This window comes from Deinococcus taeanensis (genome assembly GCF_020229735.1).
GTDB classification, from domain to species: domain Bacteria; phylum Deinococcota; class Deinococci; order Deinococcales; family Deinococcaceae; genus Deinococcus; species Deinococcus taeanensis.
In genome coordinates this window covers 584707-607423 of record NZ_CP083455.1, presented here as the reverse complement: position 1 = coordinate 607423, position 22717 = coordinate 584707, and the positions used below count along the sequence as shown (strand labels likewise).

Genomic DNA, 22717 nt, shown 5'->3' with positions numbered 1-22717 from the left:
CGCCCGTTTCGGTTTACGCTCGCGGCATGGCACACCGGATTCAGGTGCAGGGCGTTCATCACATCACCATCGTGGGGTCCACACGTCAGAGTGCCCTCGACTTCTGGGAGGGCGTGCTGGGCATGCCGTTCGTGTTCGAGCAACCGAACCTGGGCAACCCGGCGGAAAATCACCTGTACTTTGATCCGGGCGACGGCCGCCTGCTGACGGTCTTCACGGACGAGGGGCGCCAGGACGCGGGCCGGCCCGCACCTCGGGAGCCGGGAACGGCGGAGCACCTGGCGTTCAACGTGTCGCGCGCCACCTTCCAGCAGGCGCCGGCGCGGCTGCGCGCCCGCGGCATTGAGGTGCTTGAACGCGACCGGGGGTTCATGGACTCCATCTACTTCCGGGATCCGAACGGCATGAAGGTTGAACTCGCCTGCTACAAGTTCCAGACGCCGGAGGGGTTCCGGGACGCGGACGTGCTGCGCCGCGCGTACGAACTGCGCGTCGAGCGGGGCGATGAGCACATCACGGCCGAGCACCTCGCCGACGCCATCGAGACCCTGATCGGCCCGCGCCGCCCCCGGTCCTGACGGGGGGCGCCCGCGTCAGCCGGGAATCGTGAACGTCAGGGTGGTGCCCTCCCCGGGGTGGCTGTGGACGTCCAGCGTGCCGCCCGTGAGGGCCACGCGCTCGCGCAGGCCGGTCAAGCCCAGGTGCCCGGCCTGCGCGCGCGCCTGCGCCTGATCCGGCGTGAACCCCCGCCCGTCGTCGGTGACGGCCACCTGCACGTGCCCCGCCTGGAACGCCACGCGAATTGCCGCGGAGTGCGCGCCGGCGTGCTTGTCCACGTTGTTCAGGGCCTCCTGCGCCAGGCGGAAGAGCGTGAGTTCGGTGGCGGAGTCCAGGCGGCGTTCGGCGCCGCTGACCTCCAGGCGGGTGGGCGTGGCGGCCTGCGTGGCCAGCCACTCCAGGGCGGGCAGGAGGCCCAGGTCGTCGAGCACGCTGGGGCGCAGGTTGCGCGCGAAGCGGCGCACGCCGTCGATCGCGGCGTTCAGGTCCCCCAGGATGTCGTCGGCGCGCGTTTTCTGCTCGCCGTTCAGGTCCCGCGCGAGCCGCGCCACGCGGCGGGTGGTGGCGGTCAGGACCTGGGCGGTGTCGTCGTGCAGTTCGCGGCTGATGCGCCGGCGTTCCTCCTCCTGCGCCTGCGTGAACAGCGTCAGGAACGACCGCATTTCCACGGTGCGGCTCGTGGCGGCTTCCAGCGCCTGCCCGCGGCGCGCGATCTCGTCAGCCAGCGTCTGCAGTTCCGAAAGGTCGCGCCCCACGGTGAGGACGCTGCGCCCGCCGTCCACGACCCCCACGCGGAGTTCCAGGCGGTACGGGCCGATCTGGATCTCGGCGCGGCTGCCGCGGGAAGCGCGCCGCGCGGCACTCCATGCGCCGCGCAGGGCCGCGCGGGTCTCCCGGGTGGGCAGTTCCAGCAGGTTCGCGCCTGGCAGCGGTCCGGTCAGGGGTTCGAGCAGTGTTCCGGCCGCCGGGTTGGCGTAGGTGATCACGCCGTCCGCATCGGTGCTGATGATCAGGTCGTGCGCGCCCTCGGCCAGCTGCCGGTAGCGGGCCTCCTGCCGTTCCAGTGCCGCCAGCAGCCGCTCGCGCGTGAGGGTCTGGGTGATCTGGTCGGCCACGCTGCGCGCCAGGGCCAGCAGGTGCTCGCCGGGCGCGTCGGTGCTGGGGTCATCCAGGTACAGCAGGCCCAGCAGGGGCGCCTCGGCGCGCGTTCCGGAGTCTGGCCGCAGCGGCACGATCAGCCCGGACCCGGCCGTCGGCAGGGTGTAGCGGCGCGTCAGGGCGCGCGGGCCGCGGCCCAGCTGCGCGGCCAGGGCGCTCAGGTCAGCGGGGTCCGGGACGTGCAGGTTGTACGTGGCGCAGCGCGTGAAACTGCCGGCATCGTCGGTCAGCGCGATCAGGCCGCGCGCGGCGTTCATGGCGTGCGTGACCAGCCGGGCCGCGTCGGCCAGCGCGGCGTCACCCTGGTCGTCGCCCAGCACGCGGGCGACGTTCAGCAGCAGGCCCGCCTCGTTCTCACGGCGCAGTTCCTCCTCGTACAGGCGGGCGTTCTCAATGGCGAGCCCCGCCTGGGAGGCGAACACGGCCGCGAGCGCCAGGTCATCGGCGTCCAGCGGCAGCGGCGCTTCCCAATACAGGGTGAGCGCCCCGAACACGCCCGCGCGCGTGACGAGCGGCAGACTGATCACGCCCCGGTACGGGTAGCGGCCCCCGGCCAGCAGCTGCCGGGTGTAGCGGCTGCTGCCGCCGTAATGCTCGGTGGTGAGATCCCGCGCCGCGACGGGTTCGCAGTTCGCAATGGCGCGCCCGGTGACACCCAGCCCCACCTTGGCGCGCACGCGCAGCATGTATTCGCTGGGCAGGCCCACCGCGGAGCGGATGTTCACGGTCCGGCCGTCCGGCTGCCGTTCGTACACGGCGGCGGCGTCAGCGTGAAAGAGGCTGACGGCGCGTTCGAGCACGCGCGCCAGCGTATCGCTCAGGTGCAGGCTGCCCGCCAGCGCCGCGCCCGCCTCGCGCAGCGCCTCGGCCGCCTCCCGTTTGCGGGTTTCGATGCCGTACAGCCGGGCGTTGTCGATGGCGAGTGAGGCCTGCTCGGCCAGGGCCAGCACCAGCCGCGCGTCGTCCTCACTGGCCGAGGCGCCGGCCTGCTGCGTGTCCACGTAAAGCAGCCCGAGCGCCTGCCCACGCGCGGAGAGGGGCGCGATGACCGCCGCGGCCGGGTCGAGTTCCGCGAGGCCGCGTGCCAGAGGGGACTGCGCGTCCCGGCCCCGCTCGAAGCGGATGGCCTCCCCGCGGCGCACCAGCGCCTCGAACGTGACGGGGCCCACCCCGATGCCACCCTTGAACTCCTCGGTGAACCCGTACGTGAACACCTCACCGGTGCGGGCGCCGCCCTCGCGCAGTTCGCTGAACAGCGCCACGAACGCCCGCCGGAACCCCAGGGCCAGGGCCGCACTCTGCGCGGTGACGGTCAGCACCTCCGGCAGGTCCAGGCTGCCGCCCAGGCGCCGCACAAGGCCTTCCACGGTTTCCGCGATGCGGCCGTGCCCCCGCCGGGCTTCCCTGGCCTGCACGCCCTCAACCGCCAGGGTCAGCAGGGGCGCCGCGCCGGCCAGGGCGCGCAGCCCCTCGGGCGCGGCGCCCACGGCTTCCAGAACCCCGCACCCGAAGGGCAGGGCGGCCAGCATGCCGTCTTCGAGCAGCGTCCCCACCGTGAGCGCCTCGTGCGCCAGCGTGCCGTCACTGAGGGCCAGCCCGCGGCCTTCCTCCGCGGCGGGGCTCAGCTGCGCGTCCTGCACCACCCAGACCCGCACGCCGTGCGCGCGCAGCGTCTGGCAGGCGTACTCGGCGAGCGCCCGCGCGAACTGCGCAACGTTGCCTGCCTGCGACAGCGCAGGCGGGAACGGCGGGAGAAGCGCGGGCACCTGGGGGGTCACGGTCAGGCCTGAGCGGTTACAGGTTCTTCGGGTCGATCCAGCCGCGCTTGATGCCGTACAGCACCGCTTCCGTGCGGCTGCCGACACCCAGTTTGCTGAAGATGTTCGCCAGGTGCACCTGCACCGTGCGGGGGCTGATGTCGAGATCCCGGGCGATCTCCTTGTTGGTGCGTCCGGTGGCGGCGACGCGCAGCACTTCCAGTTCCCGGGGACTCAGGTCGTCTTCAGGGGGCGTGGGCGTCGTGTGGGTGCTGAAGCGCTCCAGGACCTTGCGGGCCACGCTGGGGTGCAGGGCACTTTCCCCGGCGGCCACGGCGCGCACGGCGCCGAGCAGGTCGTCCTCACTGGCGTTTTTCAGCAGGTAGCCGGCGGCGCCGGCTTCCAGCAGCGCGAACACGTACGCGTCATCGTCGTAGCTGGTGAGGACCAGCACGCCTACGCCGGGCCGCTCGGCCTTGATGGCGCGCGTGGCGTCAATGCCGTTCATGCCGGGCATGCTGACGTCCATCAGGATGACGTCCGGCGTGAGTTCCCGTGCCCGCAGGATCGCTTCCTCGCCGCTGCTGGCCTCGCCCACCACGCGCAGGTCCGTTTCGCTTTCCAGCAGTTCACGGGTGCCCTTGCGCACGACCGGGTGGTCGTCCACGAGCAGCAGCGTGATGGGGCGCGCGGTTCCGGCGGCGATGGTTTCGGCGTCAAGCATGGGTGCAGGATAGCCCGCCTCAACAGCAGACCGCCCCGGCCGCACGGCCGGGGCGGGAGTGAAGCAGGCGGACGGTTACTTCTTGCTGAGGTTCTTCCAGAAGGTCCCGGCCGTGAAGGACATCATCGGGTTGAAGGCCTCTTCGCTCACGCCCTCGATGTCGTCACGGTACGTGAACACCGTGGGGCTGGAGGGCAGGATGATGTAGTACGCCTGCTCCAGCGCGCGTTTGGCGACCTGGGCGTACAGTTCGTTGCGGCGCTCTGTGCTGGTGGTGCTGCGCGCCTGCTTGATCCAGGTGTCGATCTGCTCATCCTTGCCGTTGATGCGCGGCTGGTAGTACCCGGTCGAGGAGTAGAAGGTGGACACGAAGTTGTCTGGGTCGGCGTAATCCGGCGCCCAGCCGGAAACGATCATGGCTTCTTTCGGGGTGTTCTCTGCCTTGATCAGCTCACTCCATTCCTTGGCGACGATGTTCACCTTGAACTTCGGGTTCAGGGATTCGATGTTCTTCTTCAGCAGTTCCATGGCGGTCTGCTGGGCCTGCGCGCCAGCGCGGTAGGAGATGTTGACGGTGAAGCCGTTCTCCCAGACCTCGCCGCCCCACGCGCGCTGGAACGCAGCCTTGGCGACCTCCGGGTCGAACTGCGCCGCTTCCAGGTTCGTGTCGTAGCCGGGAAACGAGTCGGGCAACAGGAAGTTGCGGGCCTGGCCCTTGCCTTCCTGAACCTGCTCGATGTACGTGGGCACGTCGAAGGCCGCCACGAAGCCGCGGCGCACGTCGGCGTCACTGAAGAAGTTGGCGGGAATGCCCTGCCCGTCGAGCTTGCCGCTGCCGAGCGCGCCGCCCTCGGCGATGTTCTGGTTCATGGCAATGCCGGACGCGGAGGTGTTGGGCAGGTCGTCCAGGACGGCCACGCCAGGCTTGTCCTTCAGCTGCGTGCTGATGATCGAGCGGCCGCCTTCCTCAATGAAGTCCGCGTCGCCCTTCAGGAACGCCTGGATGCGGGCGGCCTGCTCCGGGACCTTCTGCAGGATCACATTCTGAATCTTAGGCTTGTCCTCACCCCAGTACCCTTCAAAGGCGGTGAGGGTCATGGCGTTCGCCTCGCGGCTGACCAGTTTGTACGCGCCGGTGCCGCTGGGCTTCTGCGACAGCTGGCTGCCCATGATGTCCTTGCCGACCCAGTCCTTCCAGGTGGCTTCGGTGCCGTCCCACTCGCCAATTTTCTTGGCGTGGGCGCTGTCCACGATGCCCTGGCCGGTGTAGGCCAGTTTGGACAGGAACGCGGGGTCCACGCCCGGCAGCGTGAAGACCAGGGTGTCGCCGTCGCAGCGCACGGCGCTGCTGATCTTCGCCCAGGTGATGCTCTTGTCGTCGCTGGCGTTGCTGGCGGTGCCCAGCAGGCTCTCGGACAGGAACCAGTTGCCGCTGTCGCCGGTGTTCGTCACGAGGTTGCGGCGGAAGGTGTACTCCGCGTCGGCGCAGCTCATGGTGTTGCCGGAGTGGAATTTCACGCCGTCACGCAGCGTGAAGCGGTATGCCTTGCCGCCGCTGCTTTCCTTCCATTCGGTGGCAAGCACGGGAACGAGTTTCTCGATGTCGTTGCCCTGGTAGCCGAGCAGCGTCTCGTAGATGTTCTCCACGATCTGGCCGCTGGAGGTGTCGTACGTGGTGCCGGGGTCGAGGGTGGGAATATCCGCGGACTGCTGAATGACGAGGGTGCTGCTGGCACCTTTCCCACCCTGTTTGTTGCAGGCGGCCAGGGTCAGGGCCAGCGTGGCGAGGGCCACGGCGCTGAGGGTCTTGTTGTTCATGCTTCTCCTTGAAACGGTTTCGGGGGCAGCGCCGCGCCAGACAGGGCGGCACCGTCCTTGGGGACGGGATGGGGGCAACGGTCCTGTGGCGGGAAGTGCACTGTCCTCCGGTTCACCGGGTCGTCGTGACCTCTCATGCTAGGAATTCCGGATGAGGGCCTCCCGCCAGAACCCTGAAGGTACTCCATTGCCCAGCAGGCCTTTTTTACCGGTCTGTCTCTGCGTGGGGGACGCGGCTGGGACGGCATTTTCCGCCCCAATCCAGTGAGAGAAATTCCACACTTTATGGTCGTCCTCGGCGAGCCGCAGGAGGAGCATTCCTGGCCTGCCGAATGAGAGGCCACCCACAGCCCACCGGACCTGATCCGGCTAAGGTAGCGGGATGACTGCTTCGCTGCCTGACTCCTTCCTCCTGCGCGGCACGGCCGCCGGGGGAACCCTGCGCCTGGTCGGCATGGACTCCAGCCGGCTCGTGGAGGACGCCCGTGTGCGCCATCACCTGTCCAAGACTGCCACGGCCGCCCTGGGCCGCACCCTGACCGCCAGCGCCCTGCTGGCCGTGGTGCTGGGCAAGAAAACCGACAGCCGCGTGAATATCCGCGTGGAAGGCGACGGGCCTGTCGGCTGGATCGTTGCGGAAGGCAGCGCCGACGGCCGCGTCCGGGGCTACGTGCGTCACCCAGACGCCGACCTGCCCCTGAGGGAAAGTGACGGCAAGCTGGACGTGCGCGGCATCGTGGGCACCCAGGGGGAGATCAACGTCACGCGCCTCCTCGACAACGGCGAGCCGTACACCGGCAGCGCCCACCTCGTCAGCGGTGAGATTGCCGAGGACATCAGCACGTACCTGGGCGTCTCCGAGCAGATTCCGAACGCCGTGCTGCTCGGGGTGTACGAGGAAGGGGGCCGCGTCGCCCACGCGGGCGGCCTGCTGATCCAGGCGATGCCCGGCGTGACGGACGAAACGCTCGGGAAACTCGAAGCGAACATCCGCGCCATGGGCCAGATCACCGACAACCTGCGCCGCGGCGGGCTGCTGGAAGCCATTCACCGCGCCATGGACGGCCTGGACATCACCCTGGCGCCCGACGCGCAGGGCGCACGCTTCGAGTGCCGCTGCTCCCGCAGCCGCGCGGCCGACAGCCTGAAATTCTTCACCGCGCAGGAACGGCAGGACATGATCGACTCAGGCGGGCAGGAAATCGTGTGTCACTGGTGCGGCGAGCACTACCAGCTCAGCCCGGACGAGATCGCCGCACTGGACGAACAGGCCCAGCACGCCCGCGCCTGACCGTCCGCGCCGCTCAGCCACTACCCTGAAGGCCCATGCCCCTGCCTCCTGCTGATCTCACCGCGCTCACCCGGGCCCTTACGCTGGCCCCGGACGCACTCACGGACGATCTGCTGCCAGCGGTGCGGCGTGCCGGGCTGGGCGGCGCGGTGCGCGCCCGGCTGCCGCACGGGCACCCGTGGCGCGCTGCGCTGCGCGCAGACGCGCTGGCGCTTGCCCTGCGGCATCAGCAGATCCGCTCGGAGCTCCGGCCCCTCCTGACCGCCTGGGCCGAGCAGGGCATCCCTGCCCTGCTGTTCAAGGGTTTCGCGCTGAGCGAGTTCATGTACGGCACCCGTGGAGAACGCTTCTACGGCGACGTGGACCTGCTGCTCCCCCCAGACCCCAGCGTGGTGCAGCGCGCCGTTCAGATCGCCGCGGACCTGGGCTGGCGTAACGACGGCCAGCACCTGACCCCGGCACACTGGCGGCATGAAAGCGCGCACCTGTTCAGCCCGGCCGGCGCGGCGCGGGTCGACGTTCACCGCTGGCTGGTCAGTCCGCTGTTCGTGGGCCGCGCGCGCGCCGCGCACCTCACCGCCGGCCTGTGGCAGCGTTCGCGCACGGTGGACTGGGACGGCGTCCGTGTGCTGCGCCCCGATCCCCGCGATGAGTTGCTGCTGACCCTGATGATCTCCCGCTGCTGGGGAGGAGATCTGGGGGGCCTGAAACCGGCAGACAGCCTGGACCTGGCACGGCTGCGCCAGGCGTCCGGGTGCACAGCCGCTGAGCTCGACGCCCACGCCTTCCGCCTGGGCGCACGGCACACCTGGAGGGCCTTTCAGGTCCTCTGCGACCCGCACCACCTGGAAGTCCGCGTGGAGCACACCCGGCCGGTCCTGCGGCGCGCGGCGGGCGCCGACCGGGTGCGTGTGCACCCCGGGCCGCTGAACCGGTTCAAGCGCGTAGCGCAGGTGCTGCCTCACCTGCCCGCTGCCTTCGCGGACGCCCTGTGGGCGGTCTGGACCGTGCGGCGCGGCGGTGATCCGAGAACGCACCTGCGCCGGGCCACCCCGCCCGGCGTGCCCCGGCCGCTGGGGCCGCCTCAGCAGGACCCGGTCCTCGCTGCGCGCCGCGTCGTCACCCGGCTGCTGCACCCGCGCCAGTACCGGAACGGGGTGTGCGTTCCACTGGCGTATGCCACGTACCGGGGATTACGCCGGGCGGGGCACCCCGCCGTGTTTGTCAGCGGAGTGGCCCGCTCCCCGGGCGGTCCGGTCGGGCACGCCTGGGTGGAAGACCACCTGGGGCCCATGGATCTCTACGGGCAGCCATTTAACCGGCAGACGTTCCGGGTGCTGTTTCAATACCCGGACGCTCCGCGAGCAGCGCCATGACCCTGGCCGGCACCTGATCGCGGCGGACAGCCTGCCAGGCGGACTGGCGCAGCAGGGCCTGAATGCCGGTCGCGGTCGCCTGCCGGCCCAGCGCCGTGAGGGGCACGCCGGTCATCTCCCAGGCCAGCTGAACCCGCCGCGGGCCGCTGGGCGTCTCGCCGGACCCCAGCATCAGCACCGCCTGAAGGGCCGCTGCCCCGCCAGGGGAAAGGGGCAGCATGAACTTGCCATGCACGTCGCGGGGCAGCTCAGGCAGCGCGGCCGTGAGGTGCGGGGCAAACCGGTCCACGCTGTCACGGTGGGCGCGCAGCGTCCGGTCCATGCCGGTCACCGGCCCGCCAGGCGTCCACCAGACGCGGTCCTCGGCGAGAACACGGAGGCCGTGGGCGCGCAGGCGCAGGCAGGCGGTGCTTTTTCCGGCGCCGCTGGGTCCAGTGACCAGCACGCCGCGCGCCTCATCGGCCGCGCCGATCAGCGCGGCGTGCAGGGGCAGCCAGCCGGCAGCGCGGTGCAGTTCCGTAAGGGCCAGCACCCAGACGTCCCGGTCGGTGGTCTCCCGGGCACACGTGATGAGGCCTGCGTGCACATTCACGTGCAGCTGCCCGGCAATCCAGAGGTCATGCCCGCGCACGATCACGGGCAGCGTCCGCTCCGGCAGCGCCACCGGTTGCGCCAGCCCAGCGGGTTCAGGCGGCAGAGGGCCGCGTGAGACCTGAATGTCGCGGCCGGGCCCGGGGGCTGCAAAGGCCCAGTCGTGCGTCAGCACGGCGCGGTCCGCTTCAGACAGGCCGGGGGCGTGCAGGGAGGCGTCAAGACTGCGCAGCGTCATGTGGAGCGCAGCAACCCCCGCCCGCCGAGGTCGCTCAGCCAGGCGTTTACGTCCTGCGCGGCCTGCTCCGGGCTCAGCCCATAGGTGCCGCGCAGCAGCGCGCCCAGAGCTTCGGTGCTTGCCGGCAGGGCACGCCACAGCAGGCGGCCGCTGGCATTCAGACTGAACATCTCCGCCTGCGCAGCATGCATCAGGATCAGCTCGTCGTCCAGATCAGTTTCCAGTACATCATCCGCCGTGGTCCACATAACCCCAGGCTAGGGGATGCCTGCCTATCCAATTCTGATACTCAGAGAGTTACAGCAATGAAGCACACTAGGCTGACTGTTGCGCGAGATAGTCATGCACGCATCACCTCATTCCTTCCCAGCGCAGCTGGCCCCGCCTCAGGCGCGCGGCCCGCTCCACGCCACAGGAGTCCCTTGACGAACCTCAAGCCCGTCCAGAATCCCGAGCGTCCCCACGCCCAGGACGCCCCCACCACCCCCTATACGCCGCCCACCCTGACTCCACTGGGCCGCTGGCAGGCCGTCACGCTCATCGGCTCCGTCCCCTTCAACGGCCTGCCCGGCCTGCCCATTCCCGGGAGCACCAATGAAACCCATTAACGCCCTGCTGCTCGGCGGCCTGCTCACCCTCAGCGCCTGCTCCGCACCCACCGCCCGTGCCCCCACGCCCGGCACGGCCCCCACCGCCCGCACCGCACTGGGCCTGTACGAACTGAGCATCAACGGCCTGACCGGCCCGGCCGCCCAGGCCACCGTGCAACGCTACGGCGCCGGCCTGAACACCCAGGCAAGCGAAATTCCCACCGAGCAGCTCAGCTTTGTACGCACCAACCTGGTGAACCTCGTCGACCGTGAAACCCGCACGGTGCACATGAGCGCCACCTTCCGCGTCACCAACAACACCGGCGCGCCCATCACCGTCCCTACCTTCGTGCCCGTCGACACCGACGGCCAGAACGCCACGGACGGCACCACCCCCTTCAGTCAGGTCCGCACCCGCACCGGCGCACCCACGACCGCCACCGGCATGAAAGTCGAGGCGGCCTATCAGTCCTCCGGCGGCGTGATCCAGCCCGACCCAGGCGCCACGCCCCTGAAAACCGACCTCAACACCGGCGGCCTGCAACTCAGCGCCCCAGCCGGAACCACCGTGCCCGGCATCGCCCACCAGGGCTGGCAGACGGCGCCGCTTGAAAATGGTCAGTCGCAGCTCGTGACTTTCGCCGCCAGCGTGCCCCTGCAAGGCGACGACATCAGCGACGCCGACCCCTTCAGCTTCAAGCTGGTGTTCGCCGTGGCCGACAACCCCGGCACGCTCCCGCTGACCAACATCGCCAGCGTGCAGGGCGCCACGCCCAGTGGCGACGCCGCCAGCCCCAAGAGCGGCCAGACCGTCACCGTGGAAGGCGTCGTGACCTCCGTGCACACGGCAAACGTCACCGGCTCCCTCAAAGGCTTCTTCGTTCAGGAAGAAGGGATCGACGCTGATGATGCCAGCACCACGAGTGACGGCATCTTCGTGTACTGCAACACCACCTGCCCGGCCCTGAACCCCGGCGACCGCGTGCAGGTGGCAGGAACCGTTTCTGAGTTCACCACCACCACACAGATCACCAGCAGCAGCGTCACCACGCTGACCAGCAGCGTTCCCCTGCCTGCCGCGCAGCCCCTCACGCTGCCCCTGCCGGTCAGCAGCCGTGAACGGTACGAGGGCATGCGCGTCAGTGCCAGCGGCGTGGTGACCAACAACTTCACGCTGGGCCGCGGCGCGAGCTTCGACATCGCCCCGCAGCGCATCATGAACTTCACGCAGCTGAATGCCCCGAATACCGCTGCCTACACGGCGTTCAAGGCAGACGTGCCCAACCAGTACATCCGCATTGACGACGGCACCCGGGCCCAGAACCCCGATCCTGAAATTTTCGCGCGCGCTGGCCAGCCTCTGAGTGCCAGCAACACCCTGCGTGGCGGCGACACCGTGACCGCCACCGGCGTTCTCACGTACAGCAACGACGGCTGGACTGGCAGCGGCAGCCTGGACACCTACCGCATTCACGCCACCCAGGTGAACGTAAGTGTCACCGACACCAATCCGCGCCTTGCAGCTCCTGAAGCCGTGGGCGGCGCCCTGCGCGTGGGCAGCATGAACGTCCTGAACTACTTCACAACGCTCCTAACCAGCAACGACGGCTGCACCACCAACGGAACGAGCTCCAGCGCACGCGGCGCGAATAACTGCGAGGAGTTCCTGCGTCAGCAGACCAAGATTATCAAGGCCATCGCAGGCCTGAATCCTGACGTGCTGGGCCTCTTGGAAATACAGAACGACTTCGACAAGGGCACCAACAGCTCCGTGGCGAACCTCGTGAATGCCCTGAACACTGAAGTTGGCGCGGGCACCTTCGCTTACATCAACCCAGGCACCAAGATCGGCACGGACGTCATCAGCGTCGCGATGATCTACAAGCCCGCCGTGGTTGATCCAGTCGGCAAGCTTGCCATCCTCGACAACAGCTTCGACCCGAATTACGCCGATACCTGCAACCGCCCCACCTGGGCCCATACCTTCCAGAGCAAGGCAAATGGCGGCCGTATCACCGCCGTGATGATGCACCTGAAGAGCAAGGGCAGCGCCTGCGCCGCCACGAACGACGCGCAGTCCACTGCATCCGACGACGGCCAGGGCAACGGCTACATCGCCCGCCGCAACGCCGCCACCGCGCTGGTGAACTGGCTTGCTACAAACCCGACCGGCGTCACCGAAGACGACCGCCTCCTGATGGGCGATTACAACGCCTACGCCATGGAAGAACCCCTCTCGATCCTCGCAGCGGGCGGGTACCAGAACCTGTTTGACAAGAACGTCTACTCGTACCAGTTCGACGGCCAGTGGGGCAGCCTCGACCAGGCAACTGGCAGTGCCAGCCTCGCGGCGCAGGTCGCCGGGCGCACCAAGTGGCACATCAACAGCGATGAGCCCACCGTGCTTGACTACAACAAGGAATTCAAGTCCGCGGGGCAGCTCAGCAGCTACTACAACGCCGATCCCTTCCGCAGCAGCGACCACGACCCGATCCTGATCGGCCTGAACCTCACAGCGCAGGAACCCCTGCCGGTCGGCGTCCAGCCCAGCATCAGCCTCACCCCGGCCAGCACCACCGTCAGCGTCACCGCCGGGCAGAGCAGCAGCACCACGGTCAACGTGAACCGCACGAGCTTTAGCGGGAACGTCACACTGGGCAGCAGCGTCAGCGGCGCCGGCACCCCCCCCGTGATCACCGTGACCAGCCAGCCCGGCACGGGCACCAGCGGCACCCTGAGCGTCGACGCAAGCAGCGCCACGGCCGGCACATACACAGTCACAGTTACCGGCAGCGGCAGTGGCGTCAGCGACGCACAGACGACCTTCACTGTGAACGTCACAGCGGTACCTGTCGCCGGGACACCTTGGATCAATGAGTTCAGCTACGACTCCTCAGCTACCAATGATGTGGGCGATGAATATGTCGAAGTGATCGTGCCTGCCGGGTACAATGTAAGCAACCTCTCCCTGGCGCTCTACAACGCAGGAGTAACCACCAATCAGGTCTACCGCACGGACGCCTTTACAAACAACACTATTGTGACGTCCTCGGCCCTTGCCAACGGATACACCGCCTATCTCTTCAGTTATCCAGCCGCTGGAAATATCTTCCAGAACGGCGGACCTGATGGCCTTGCCATCTGTAATGGTACGCAACCTGTACAGTTCCTTAGCTATGAAGGCAGCTTTACTGGGGCAGGCGGCTGTGCGAACGGCGTCACCAGCACATCGGTGACTGTCAGCCAGGACAACAGCACGGCACCTGGGACGTCACTCCAGCTCTCAGGAACAGGCAGCAAATACGCCGACTTCATTTGGAATGCTCCTGCTACAAATACCAAGGGCGCTGTAAATACAGGACAGACCCTCAATTAATTTCCGTTTTCAGAACCACCCTCCTTCGTGAGGGTGGTTCTCTATTACAACCCTTGCAGCCAGGGGTGATCGGGCCTGGCGAGGGTAAGAGCGTCGCGCAGCCAGGCGCGGGCGTCCTCATTGAGGGTTGGCCGGACGCGCTGGAAGTCGGCTTCGTCCTTGCCGCGTGGGTCGCGGCCCGCGGTGCTGGCTTTGAAGAGGAGCACGGCTTCCGGGGTGAGGTACGGCAGGCCTTCCGGGCTGAGGCGGCGGGCACGGTCGAGGGGGAGGGTGATGCGGGGGTCGCGTCGGTAGTGCCAGGTGTCGCGGCTCAGGTCGGTGAGCAGCAGGTCAAGCAGCTGCACGCCGGGCAGGTCGGGGTTCCGGGCATGAATCTGGTGGTGTGGGGGCTCGATGGACTGCGTGAAGGGGTGGTAGGTGCCGTCGATGGGAACGTCGAGCCGCCAGTCTCGCAGCAGGGGGAGCAGCTGGAGCTGGGCGTTGCGGGGGATGATGACGTCCAGGTCATCGTGAGGGCGGGCAACACAGCCGAGGTGAAGGTCGAGGGCAGTACCCGCAGCGAACATCCAGGGGGCGTTCAGGGGGGTGAGCAGCCGGGCGACGTGGTGCGCGGGGGCCAGGCCGACGGTGTGGGCGTGGTGGGTGAGAGCGGCAGCCTGGAGTGCCGTGTCGGCAGCGTTGCGGCCGCGCTGCTGGTACGTGGCGCGGTACATGCTGGCGGCGTCCGGGTCCGCGAGGAGCAGGTCGCGGAGGGTGCCCTGCTGGGCGCGCCAGCCGCTGCCGTGGTCGCACAGGATCAGGTGCCACCCGCCTGGGTGCGTCCAGGTGTGGGGCCCCGCGGGCACGTACCCCAGGGTGTGCAGGGCGCTCTGTTGTTCGGGGGTGGGCGTGCGGGGCAGGAGGTCGAGGTGCAGTTCGGGGAGGCCGAGGTCCTGGAGAGCGGGAACGGTGGCGGGGCCACCGGGTTGCAGGTGGAACACGCCGGTCTGGCGGTGGCGGTCGAGGTAGTTCCCGAGGTGCTCGCGGAGGTCGCGCTGGGCGGCGTTCAGGTCGGGCATGCATGAAGCAGAGCACAGGGGGCGTTCAGCCTGCATGCGCCTGCTGGCGGATAATGCGCGGTATGAGGGGTCAGGGTGTGGGGGTGCTGCTGGTGCTGGTGGGCTTGGGACTGGGCGCGACGTTGCTGCGGGACCAGGTGCCGTTTGGGGCAGCGCAGCCGGCCGCGCCGGTGACCGGGGCGCCGCTGTCTGAGGCGGGGGCGAGGCTGCAGAACGAGCAGAACACCATTGACGTGGTGGGGCGTTTCGAGCCGGGGCTGGTGTTCATCAGTACGGAGGCGGTGGTGCCGCAGGATCCGTTCGCGATGATGTTCGGCGGGGCGGAGGAGCAGGTGCAGCAGGGCGTGGGGAGCGGCTTTTTCGTGAATGACGCGGGGGACATCCTCACGAATTACCACGTGGTGGCCGGGGAGTCTGGTGACGGCGCGGCGCAGAAGATCACGGTGCGGGTGATGGGGCAGGAGGCGAGCGTGCCGGCCGAGGTGATTGGGCTGGCGCCGCAGTACGATCTGGCCCTGATCCGCGCGCCGGGTCTGAAGACATCGTTGATCCGGCCGATTCCGCTGGGGAACAGTGACACGTTGAAGGTGGGGCAGAAGGCCATTGCGATGGGCGCGCCGTTCGGGCTGGATTTCAGTGTGACGGAAGGCATCGTGAGCAGCACGGCCCGGCAGATTCCGATCGGGTTTGGCGGCGTGGGGGGGCAGGGCATCACGCAGAAGGCCATTCAGACGGACGCGGCGATCAATCCGGGGAATAGTGGTGGGCCACTGCTGGACAGTGGGGGGCGCGTCATTGGGATCAACACGCAGATCTACTCGCCCAGTGGTCAGGCGACGGGGGTGGGGCAGAGTGCGGGGGTGGGGTTCGCCATTCCGATCAACACGGCGCGCAACCTGCTGCCGCGCCTGCTGGCCGCGGCGGGCGGGGAGGTGTCCGCGCCGGACATCGGGGTGCGGGCGGGGCTGGCGGTGCAGAGCCGGCAGGGGTTGCTGCCGGTGGGGTTGAGTGTGCTGTCCAGCGCCGGGAAACGGCAGCTGGGTCTGCCGGAGCAGGGGCTGGTGGTGGGGCAGGTGGCGCCGGGCAGTCCGGCAGACCGGGCGGGCCTGAAGGCCGGGACGGAACGGCAGTCGTTCCGCGGTGGGTTGATTCTGCTGGGTGGGGACGTGATCACGCGCGCCGGGGGTGAGCCGGTGGACGCGCTGGAGGATCTGCAGGCGGCGCTGATCGACAGGAAGGAGGGGGACGTGATCACGCTGACGGTCGTGCGGGCGGGTGAGTCCCGAGAAGTGCGGGTGACCCTGGACGCGTCGTCCTTTACGGTGCGTACGGGGTCGTGACGGCGGGAAGCGGGGAGGACGCGTGGGCGCAGCTGAGTCCGCCGGACCGTGCGTGGCTGGCTGAGCTGGCCGCGCTGGCCGCTCCGGGGGGCGTGGCGCTGGTGGGTGGAGCGGTGCGGGACGCGCTGCTGGGCGGAACGCCGCTGGATCTGGACGTGGTCGTGCCGGAGGCGGATGTGGAGGCCCTGGCGCGCGCGACCGGGCTGCCGTTCGTGTTTCACCCGGCGTTCGGGAATGCCACGCTGACCCTGCCGGACGGGCGGGCGGTGGATCTGGTGCGGGCGCGCCGTGAAGTGTATCCGGTGCCGGGCGGGAATCCTGTTCCGTTGCCGGGCACGCTGGCCGACGACCTGCGGCGGCGGGACTTCTCGCTGAACGCGCTGGCGCTGCGGGTCTCCCCTGCCGGGACGGTGCGGCTGGTCGACGTGACGGGCGGCCTGGATGATCTGCGCGCGCGGGTGCTGCGGCCCCTGCACGCAGCGTCGTTCCGGGAGGATGCCAGCCGGCTGGTGCGGGGGGCGCGGCTGGCGGCGCGGCTGAAGCTGCGGGCGGACCGGGCGCTGCTGGCGCAGGTGCCGGACGCGCTGGACATGGCGGAACGAACGCCGCGCCTGTGGGCGGAGGTGCGCCTCCTGCTGCATGAGCCGCGTCCGGGGCTGGCGGCGGCGCAGTTGCGCGCGTGGGGGGCGGGAGCGCTGCTGCCAGGTACAGGGCTGCTGGACGCCCTGGACCGGCGCCGGGACGCGGGCGCGGTCATTCCCGTCACGGCGTACACGGCGGCGCTGCTGCACGCCGCGCCGGACCCGGCCGCACTCGCGGAGCGTCTGAACCTGGGGGAGAAACCGGGTGCGCTGCTCACCCGCGCGCGCTCGGACACCTTCTTTCCGGAGGGCAGTCCGGAACGGGAACTGCGGGTCCTGCTGCGCCCGGACACGTACACCCCCCTGACGGGAAAGGACGTGCTGGCGCTGGGCGTTCTCCCCGGACGGGCCGTCGGGGACGCGCTGGGGCACCTTTCGCAGTTGCGCCGGGCTGGTCAGGTGCGCAGTTCTGAAGAGGAGCGTCAGGCGCTGAAGGCATTCCTGGCGACCAAAGGCCCGGACGAGACCCCCTAGAATGCCGGGGTATGGGTCTCCTCTCTCTGCTGACCAGCGATCCGCTGGCGTTCGTGATTATTGCGGCGGCGCTGGTGTTGTCGCTGGCCTTTCATGAGTTCGCGCACGCGTGGACGGCGGACCGGCTGGGTGACCCCACCCCCCGCCGGTACGGCCGTGTGACGCTCAACCCGGTCAGGCACCTGGATCCGTTCGGGACGCTGCTGCTGCTGCTGGTGGGGTTCGGGTTCGCGCGGCCGGTGCCCATCAACCCGAACAACCTGGGCCGCTGGGGCACGATGTGGACGGCGGCGGCCGGGCCGATCAGCAACCTGCTGATCGCGCTGGTGTGTGCGGTCATCCTGAAGTTCGCGGGGTCCGGGGGCCTGATGGGCACGATCCTGATGACGGTGCTGAGCATCAATGTGGTGCTGGCCGTGTTCAACCTGATTCCCATTCCGCTGCTGGACGGCAGCCGGATCCTGGGGGCGCTGGTGCCTTCGCTGGGGCGCAGCCTCGCGCAGTTCGAGGCGCAGCCGTTCAGTTTCGTGATCGTGATGGTGTTCATCTATCTGTTCGGCGGGCAGATTGGCACGCTGATCAGCGCAGTGCGGGGGTGGGTGTTCGGGGCCATCGGCGCCTGAGGCACACGCAGCGGGCCGGAAGGGATATGTTCCTTCCGGCCCGCCTGGTCTATCAGTGGTGTCCCGGGGCCTTTCTGAGTGGCAAGGTCAGCTTCGCCCCTCCCGCCTGAGGCCTTCGGGCCTCAGCGCAGGTGGAACATCATGACGATGTGCGCGGCGGTGCCGCCCAGCACGAACAGATGCCAGATCTCATGAAAGCCGAACACGCCGGGCCGCGGATTCCAGCGTTTCGTGGCGTAGATGACGGCCCCGATGGAATACAGCACCCCGCCCGCTGCCAGCCAGAACAGCGCGCCGGCGCTGAGTGTGTGAATGAATTTCGGCATGAACAGCAGGGCCAGCCACCCCATACCCAGGTACAGCGCGGTGCTGACCCAGCGTGGCAGGCGCATAGTGACGAGCTTCAGGCTGATGCCGCTCAGGGCGATGCCCCACACGAGCCCCAGGACCACATTGCGCCATACGCCTTCCAGACCGAAGTACGCGACGGGCGTGTAACTGCCGGCAATCAGCAGGAAGATGCCCGCGTGGTCCAGTTTGCGCAGCCACAGCAGACCCCGTTCGCCCGGCTGGAACGAGTGGTAACTGGCGCTGGCGGTGTACAGAACGATCATGCTCACGCTGAACACGACGAACGGCCACAGGGGAAGTCCGCGCGCGTGCGCCCAGGACAGCAGCGGCCCCAGAACCACCAGCGCGGCCAGTGCGCCGCCCCAGTGGGTCAGGGCGTTCACAGGTTCGCGCGGCGAGGTCAGCAGGCGCTTCATGCCTTCAGGGTACGCCCGCCGCATGACGTCTTGCTGTGCATGGGAACGCGGTGTACTGCCCGTCGACCTGGTTTTCAGCGGCCACCGTAGTTCGGGGCTTCCTTGGTGATCGTCACGCCGTGCGGGTGACTTTCCACGAGGCTCGCCCCGGTGATCCGCACGAACTGCGCGGTGTCCCGCAGCGTCTGCAGGTCCGGCGCGCCGCAGTACCCCATGGAGCTGCGCAGGCCACCCACGAACTGGTAGATGACCTCCCCGGCCGTGCCCTTGTAGGCCACGATGCCCTCGATCCCTTCAGGCACGAACTTGCGGCTGCCGCTCTGGAAGTACCGGTCGGCGCTGCCCTGGTCCATGGCGCCCAGGGAGCCCATGCCGCGGTAACTCTTGTAGCGGCGGCCGTCGCGCAGGATGGACTCGCCGGGTGCCTCGTCCGTGCCGGCGAGCATGCTGCCCATCATGACAACGTTCGCGCCGGCCGCGATGGCCTTGGGCACGTCGCCTGTCTGCTTGATCCCGCCGTCTGCAATGATGGGAATGCCCGCCTCGAGAGCGGCGTCGCTCGCTTCGAAGATCGCAGTGATCTGCGGCACGCCCACGCCCGTCACGACGCGCGTCGTGCAGATGCTGCCCGGGCCGATACCGACCTTCACGGCGTCGGCGCCGGCCAGGATCAGATCCCGGGCGCCGGCGCGGGTCGCGACGTTTCCGGCGATGACATCCACGTCAAAGTGCTCCTTCACGCGGGCCAGGGCGTTCAGGATGCCCTGGCTGTGCCCGTGTGCGCTGTCGAGCACCAGCACGTCCACACCCGCCTGAACAAGCGCGCCGGCGCGGTCCATCAGGTCTGCACCCACGCCGATGGCAGCGGCGACGCGCAGCCGCCCCATGCTGTCCTTGGCGGCGCGCGGGTACTTGACGCGTTTCGTGAGGTCCTTGATGGTGATCAGGCCGCGCAGCAGTTCGTTCTCCACGACGAGCAGCTTCTCGATGCGGTGCCGTTTGAAGATTTCCTGGGCCTCTTCCAGCGTCGTGCCCACGGGGACCGTCACGAGGTTCTCGCTCGTCATCACCTCACGGATCGGGGTGCTCAGGTCCTCCACGAACCGCATGTCACGGTTCGTGATGATGCCCAGCAGCCGCCCGTTCGGGTCGGTGATGGGGACGCCGCTGATCCGGTACTCGCCCATCAGGCGGTCCGCGTCGCCCACGGTGGCGTGGGGCGGCAGGGTGATCGGGTCGACGATCATGCCGCTCTCGCTGCGCTTGACCTTGCGCACCATTTCCGCCTGGGCGTCCACGGGCATGTTCTTGTGCACCACGCCAATGCCGCCCTCGCGGGCCATGGCGACAGCCATGTTCGTTTCCGTGACGGTGTCCATCGCGGCGGACACGAACGGAATGTTCAGGCGGACCCGGCGGGTCAGCTGCGCTCCCAGGTTCACCTCGTGCGGCAGCACGTGGGAGTGCCGCGGCTGCAGCAGCACGTCATCGAAGGTGATGCCCTCCTGGCCGAACTTGTAGGCAAAACGGTCCTGCTGCGCTTCAGCGGGGGCGGGTGTGGCGGGCGCACTCATGCCCGCGAGTGTAAGGCCTGACGCACCCCCATAAGGTGACGGTGTCCATGCCACCTGACCGCCCGGCCACCCCCCGCGCCCCTTGCACGCCTGGCAGGTGCGTGATACATTCCCTCTCGCCTCATGGGGTCGTAGCTCAGCTGGGAGAGCGCGTCGTTCGCAATGACGAGGTCAGGGGTTCGATCCCCCTCGACTCCACCACCAACAGCCCGCCTGCACAGCGGGCTCTTTTCATGCCGGTCCTTGCGTTCACACAGCGCGAAGCGAGGCAGGCGGCACTCCCATCAGGGCAGGGGCGCGCGGCCTCACGCTCCGGCAGGCAACGGTCCCTGCGGCGGAATGGGACTGCCGTCAGCAGAGCTGTTCGGTCCGGGGCGCGTGACACCTCCGCGACCAGCAGGCCGGGCTCGGGCGTGAGTGACTCCACGTGGGCTCCGCGCCCCGCTGACCGGGGCCTGTGCCGGTCATGCGTGTGCCCGCGGGGTGTGGTGAGGGTACTGCCAGTCACGTCCAGACGCGACTCGATCCGCACGGACCCCGAAACAGGCCTGCGACGACGCCCGGATCGAGTTGCGCCCCGGACCGGGCCGGTGACTGAACAGGTGAAGCTGGCCTGCAGGCCGCACCTGAAACGGCTTGAGCGCACAGGCCCCACGCGGGAACGGCCGGGAGATCCTGCCGGACCTTGAGAGGCTGGCCGCCTCGTCCGTGACCTGCGGTGCCCGGCCGCGCAACGGGACTCGCCATTCCCACCTCTGGAACCGTCAAGGGTTCAGCTCCTTCGTGATCGGGCCGTCAGGCTCAATGGTCTGTGCTGCCTGAAGCGGGGCGTGGTCCTGCGGGCCACGGCTCAGCTGATTCACGCGGTCGTCCGGATCAGGTGGGCAGCTGAGTCGTCTCCGCGCTGGTGCGCCGCTCAGCGCCCGTCCCTGGCCTGACCCATGGAGCGCCCTGCAGCCCTGCCGAGCGGGCGCGTGGACAGGCGGGCCGTGGCGGGCGTGCCTGTCTTACTGGGACAGGACGCCCATGTACTCCGGGCTGCGCAGGGGCAGAAGCGGCACGAGGTTCACGGGCAGCGTGATTGTCTGACCGTTCACGCTGAGGGTCACGGCGCGTGCAGGGGTGCTCGTCAGGCGCGCGGTGGCGCCGGGCAGGGCGCTGAGCGCGGCGAGAGGCACATACGCCGTCCGGTCGAAGCTGCGGACGGTCAGGGGAATCAGCTGACTGTTCAGGCGAATGGTGGCCGTCCGGGCAGTGACGTTGCGCACGTCGAGACGCAGGGCGGTGGCGAGGTCGTTGAGGGGAAGGAAAACCTGCCCGTCGGCCGTACGGACGTTGCGCGCGGCGGCCTGCGCGGCTTGCGCGGGTGTCTGGGCAGGCTGCGGCGCGGGTGCAGGCTGTGGGGGTTGAGGGGCGGTGGTGGCCGGCGGGGTGCCGGTGGCTGACGCCGGCGGGGTCTGCCCGGCGGGGACGGGAGCCGGGGCCGGCCGGGTGGGCTGGGCGGGGGCAGTGGTGGTGGGCGTGGCAGGTTTGAGGGTGGCGATAACGGCGGTGGCGGCGGCCCGGCGGGCCTGCGTCTGGGTCTGGATGTCCACGCTGGTGGGAACACGGCCCACAGGGTTTGGGGCGGCGTGGAAGGTGGTCCAGGGCCCCACGGCGAGGGGACGTTGCTTCTGGAGGATGTTCAGGCCTCCGCCTTCCGTGACGAAGTACGCGGCGCCCTGGTCGCTGACGCTGAGTCCGGTGTCGATCTTCTTGCCGGTCTTGATCTGCCACAGCGCCTGTCCGGCCTTGCCGATGGCGTGGACGGTGCCGTTCAGGTCGGGGATGATGAGGGTGCCGTCGCTGAGTTCCACCGCAGACGCGGCGATACCGGCACCTGCACGGTAGGTCCATTCGCTTTCGCCGGTGGTGTTCACGGCGTACACGCTGCCGTCATAGCTGCCAACCACGACGAGGCCCTGGCTGGTGATGATGGGACTGGCGTTCACGAACAGGCCGGTCGGGACTGTCCATTTGGGTTGTCCGGCGGGTGTGACGGCGTGAATGCGGCGGTCGCTGGAGCCGAAGTACACGCTGCCGTCGGGCCCGACGGCCGGGGAGCTGAAGATGAGGGACCCGGCGGCGTACGTCCATTTCAGCTGGCCGGTGGGGGTCAGGGCGTGCATGCGGTTGTTCTGCGCGCCGAAGTAGATGGTGCCGTCCGGGCCGATGGCGGGGCTGCTGAAGACGGGGGCGCCCACCTTGTAGGCCCAGAGGGGTTTACCGTCGCTGCTCAGGGCGTGCACGGTGCCGCCGGCGGTGGCGACAATGACGCTGCCGTCGGCTCTCAGGGCGGGGGTGGCGAAGATGTCACCGTCGAGTTTCTGTTTCCACAGGAGTTTCCCGGCAGGATCGAGGGCGTACACGGTGTCGTCGTAGGCGGCTGCAATGGTGACGCCCTGGGGTGTGACGACCGGGTAGGCGCGTCCGATGTCACCGACGGTGAAGGACCATTTCTCGCTGCCGGTGGCGTCGGTGCGGTGGACGCGGGCGTCGGAGCCGAGGAAGGTGAGGTCGCCGGACCCGGAGATGGTCACCCCGGAAAGGACGCGGAGTTCCTTGAAAACGTCCACCTTCGGCGCGGTGAACTGAGGCGCGGTGAACTGAGGCGCGGTGATGGTGGTCTGGGCGCTGGCCGCACTGAATCCGGCCAGAGTTCCCAGGAGAAGCGTGGGTAAAACGTGGGTGTTCCTCATCTTTGAATAAGCTCCTTTACGGACC

Annotated in this window: 17 protein-coding genes and 1 tRNA gene; 9 read left to right on the top strand and 9 right to left on the bottom strand. The window is 68.9% G+C overall.

The features are described 5' to 3' along the window. Positions 1-26 precede the first annotated feature (26 nt). On the top strand, positions 27-578 hold the full coding sequence (locus LAJ19_RS02935) for a VOC family protein (protein WP_225476826.1): 552 nt from the start codon (positions 27-29) through the stop codon (positions 576-578). Positions 579-593: 15 nt separating this feature from the next. Here LAJ19_RS02935 and LAJ19_RS02930 read toward each other — a convergent pair whose 3' ends face one another. The 3 genes from LAJ19_RS02930 to LAJ19_RS02920 all read right to left on the bottom strand — a co-directional run bounded on the left by LAJ19_RS02930 (position 594) and on the right by LAJ19_RS02920 (position 6015). Then, positions 594-3494, bottom strand: a complete 2901-nt coding sequence (locus tag LAJ19_RS02930; protein WP_432804225.1) for a sensor histidine kinase — start codon at positions 3492-3494, stop codon at positions 594-596. Positions 3495-3510: 16 nt separating this feature from the next. Then, a complete protein-coding gene (locus tag LAJ19_RS02925; RefSeq protein ID WP_225476825.1) occupies positions 3511-4197 on the bottom strand; it encodes a response regulator in 687 nt (228 codons plus the stop codon). A 75-nt stretch (positions 4198-4272) separates the two neighbouring features. Further along, positions 4273-6015: an ABC transporter substrate-binding protein gene (locus LAJ19_RS02920; protein ID WP_225476824.1), complete on the bottom strand. Its 1743-nt coding sequence runs from the start codon at positions 6013-6015 to the stop codon at positions 4273-4275. A 382-nt stretch (positions 6016-6397) separates the two neighbouring features. Between LAJ19_RS02920 and hslO the strand changes: the two genes are divergently transcribed. Further along, entirely contained in the window at positions 6398-7306 is a 909-nt protein-coding gene (hslO, locus tag LAJ19_RS02915; protein ID WP_225476823.1) for an Hsp33 family molecular chaperone HslO, read from the top strand. A 35-nt stretch (positions 7307-7341) separates the two neighbouring features. Then, positions 7342-8682, top strand: coding sequence for a nucleotidyltransferase family protein (locus LAJ19_RS02910; protein ID WP_225476822.1), 1341 nt, complete (start codon positions 7342-7344; stop codon positions 8680-8682). Here the strand turns inward: LAJ19_RS02910 and LAJ19_RS02905 are convergent. Both LAJ19_RS02905 and LAJ19_RS02900 read right to left on the bottom strand, forming a co-directional pair. After that, the gene (locus tag LAJ19_RS02905; protein WP_225476821.1) at positions 8621-9511 is read right to left on the bottom strand and encodes a hypothetical protein; all 891 of its coding nucleotides are present in this window, start codon (positions 9509-9511) and stop codon (positions 8621-8623) included. The genes LAJ19_RS02910 and LAJ19_RS02905 overlap by 62 nt on opposite strands. Then, positions 9508-9759 carry a PqqD family protein gene (locus tag LAJ19_RS02900; protein WP_225476820.1) on the bottom strand — a complete coding sequence of 84 codons (252 nt, stop codon included), beginning with the start codon at positions 9757-9759 and terminating at the stop codon, positions 9508-9510. Before LAJ19_RS02900 ends, LAJ19_RS02905 begins: the two co-directional genes overlap by 4 nt. Before the next feature lie 174 nt (positions 9760-9933). Between LAJ19_RS02900 and LAJ19_RS02895 the strand changes: the two genes are divergently transcribed. Together LAJ19_RS02895 and LAJ19_RS02890 are read left to right on the top strand one after the other, a co-directional pair. After that, positions 9934-10119 (top strand): hypothetical protein, encoded by a 186-nt coding sequence (locus LAJ19_RS02895; RefSeq protein ID WP_225476819.1) that lies wholly within the window; start codon positions 9934-9936, stop codon positions 10117-10119. Continuing rightward, a complete protein-coding gene (locus LAJ19_RS02890; RefSeq protein ID WP_225476818.1) occupies positions 10106-13477 on the top strand; it encodes an ExeM/NucH family extracellular endonuclease in 3372 nt (1123 codons plus the stop codon). Before LAJ19_RS02895 ends, LAJ19_RS02890 begins: the two co-directional genes overlap by 14 nt. 44 nt (positions 13478-13521) lie before the next feature. On the opposite strand, the gene LAJ19_RS02885 is transcribed toward LAJ19_RS02890, so the two are convergent. Beyond that, a complete protein-coding gene (locus LAJ19_RS02885) occupies positions 13522-14535 on the bottom strand; it encodes a hypothetical protein (RefSeq protein WP_225476817.1) in 1014 nt (337 codons plus the stop codon). Positions 14536-14597: 62 nt separating this feature from the next. On the opposite strand from LAJ19_RS02885, the gene LAJ19_RS02880 reads away from it, so the two are divergent. The 3 genes from LAJ19_RS02880 to LAJ19_RS02870 are packed head-to-tail and all read left to right on the top strand — an operon-like array spanning position 14598 to position 17613. Beyond that, positions 14598-15875 (top strand): S1C family serine protease, encoded by a 1278-nt coding sequence (locus tag LAJ19_RS02880; protein WP_225476816.1) that lies wholly within the window; start codon positions 14598-14600, stop codon positions 15873-15875. After that, entirely contained in the window at positions 15872-16990 is a 1119-nt protein-coding gene (locus tag LAJ19_RS02875; protein WP_225476815.1) for a tRNA nucleotidyltransferase/poly(A) polymerase family protein, read from the top strand. The genes LAJ19_RS02880 and LAJ19_RS02875 overlap by 4 nt, the downstream gene beginning before the upstream one ends. An 11-nt stretch (positions 16991-17001) precedes the next feature. Then, positions 17002-17613 carry a site-2 protease family protein gene (locus LAJ19_RS02870; protein ID WP_225476814.1) on the top strand — a complete coding sequence of 204 codons (612 nt, stop codon included), beginning with the start codon at positions 17002-17004 and terminating at the stop codon, positions 17611-17613. Positions 17614-17735: 122 nt separating this feature from the next. On the opposite strand, the gene trhA is transcribed toward LAJ19_RS02870, so the two are convergent. Next, positions 17736-18380, bottom strand: coding sequence for a PAQR family membrane homeostasis protein TrhA (gene trhA, locus LAJ19_RS02865; protein WP_225476813.1), 645 nt, complete (start codon positions 18378-18380; stop codon positions 17736-17738). Positions 18381-18454: 74 nt separating this feature from the next. Further along, positions 18455-19954 (bottom strand): IMP dehydrogenase, encoded by a 1500-nt coding sequence (guaB, locus tag LAJ19_RS02860; RefSeq protein ID WP_225476812.1) that lies wholly within the window; start codon positions 19952-19954, stop codon positions 18455-18457. Between the two features lie 125 nt (positions 19955-20079). Between guaB and LAJ19_RS02855 the strand changes: the two genes are divergently transcribed. Further along, a tRNA-Ala gene (locus LAJ19_RS02855) sits at positions 20080-20155 on the top strand. 806 nt (positions 20156-20961) lie between these two features. Here the strand turns inward: LAJ19_RS02855 and LAJ19_RS02850 are convergent. Next, positions 20962-22692: an outer membrane protein assembly factor BamB family protein gene (locus tag LAJ19_RS02850; RefSeq protein WP_225476811.1), complete on the bottom strand. Its 1731-nt coding sequence runs from the start codon at positions 22690-22692 to the stop codon at positions 20962-20964. Positions 22693-22717: the final 25 nt, after the last annotated feature.

Coding starts and splice junctions, on each gene's coding strand:
- LAJ19_RS02885 (WP_225476817.1), bottom strand. CDS start 14,535: ATGCCCGACCTGAACGCCGCCCAGCGCGACCTCCGCGAGCACCTCGGG.
- LAJ19_RS02890 (WP_225476818.1), top strand. CDS start 10,106: ATGAAACCCATTAACGCCCTGCTGCTCGGCGGCCTGCTCACCCTCAGC.
- LAJ19_RS02910 (WP_225476822.1), top strand. CDS start 7,342: ATGCCCCTGCCTCCTGCTGATCTCACCGCGCTCACCCGGGCCCTTACG.
- LAJ19_RS02900 (WP_225476820.1), bottom strand. CDS start 9,759: ATGTGGACCACGGCGGATGATGTACTGGAAACTGATCTGGACGACGAG.
- LAJ19_RS02850 (WP_225476811.1), bottom strand. CDS start 22,692: ATGAGGAACACCCACGTTTTACCCACGCTTCTCCTGGGAACTCTGGCC.
- LAJ19_RS02870 (WP_225476814.1), top strand. CDS start 17,002: ATGGGTCTCCTCTCTCTGCTGACCAGCGATCCGCTGGCGTTCGTGATT.
- LAJ19_RS02920 (WP_225476824.1), bottom strand. CDS start 6,015: ATGAACAACAAGACCCTCAGCGCCGTGGCCCTCGCCACGCTGGCCCTG.
- LAJ19_RS02880 (WP_225476816.1), top strand. CDS start 14,598: ATGAGGGGTCAGGGTGTGGGGGTGCTGCTGGTGCTGGTGGGCTTGGGA.
- LAJ19_RS02925 (WP_225476825.1), bottom strand. CDS start 4,197: ATGCTTGACGCCGAAACCATCGCCGCCGGAACCGCGCGCCCCATCACG.
- hslO (WP_225476823.1), top strand. CDS start 6,398: ATGACTGCTTCGCTGCCTGACTCCTTCCTCCTGCGCGGCACGGCCGCC.
- trhA (WP_225476813.1), bottom strand. CDS start 18,380: ATGAAGCGCCTGCTGACCTCGCCGCGCGAACCTGTGAACGCCCTGACC.
- LAJ19_RS02905 (WP_225476821.1), bottom strand. CDS start 9,511: ATGACGCTGCGCAGTCTTGACGCCTCCCTGCACGCCCCCGGCCTGTCT.
- guaB (WP_225476812.1), bottom strand. CDS start 19,954: ATGAGTGCGCCCGCCACACCCGCCCCCGCTGAAGCGCAGCAGGACCGT.
- LAJ19_RS02935 (WP_225476826.1), top strand. CDS start 27: ATGGCACACCGGATTCAGGTGCAGGGCGTTCATCACATCACCATCGTG.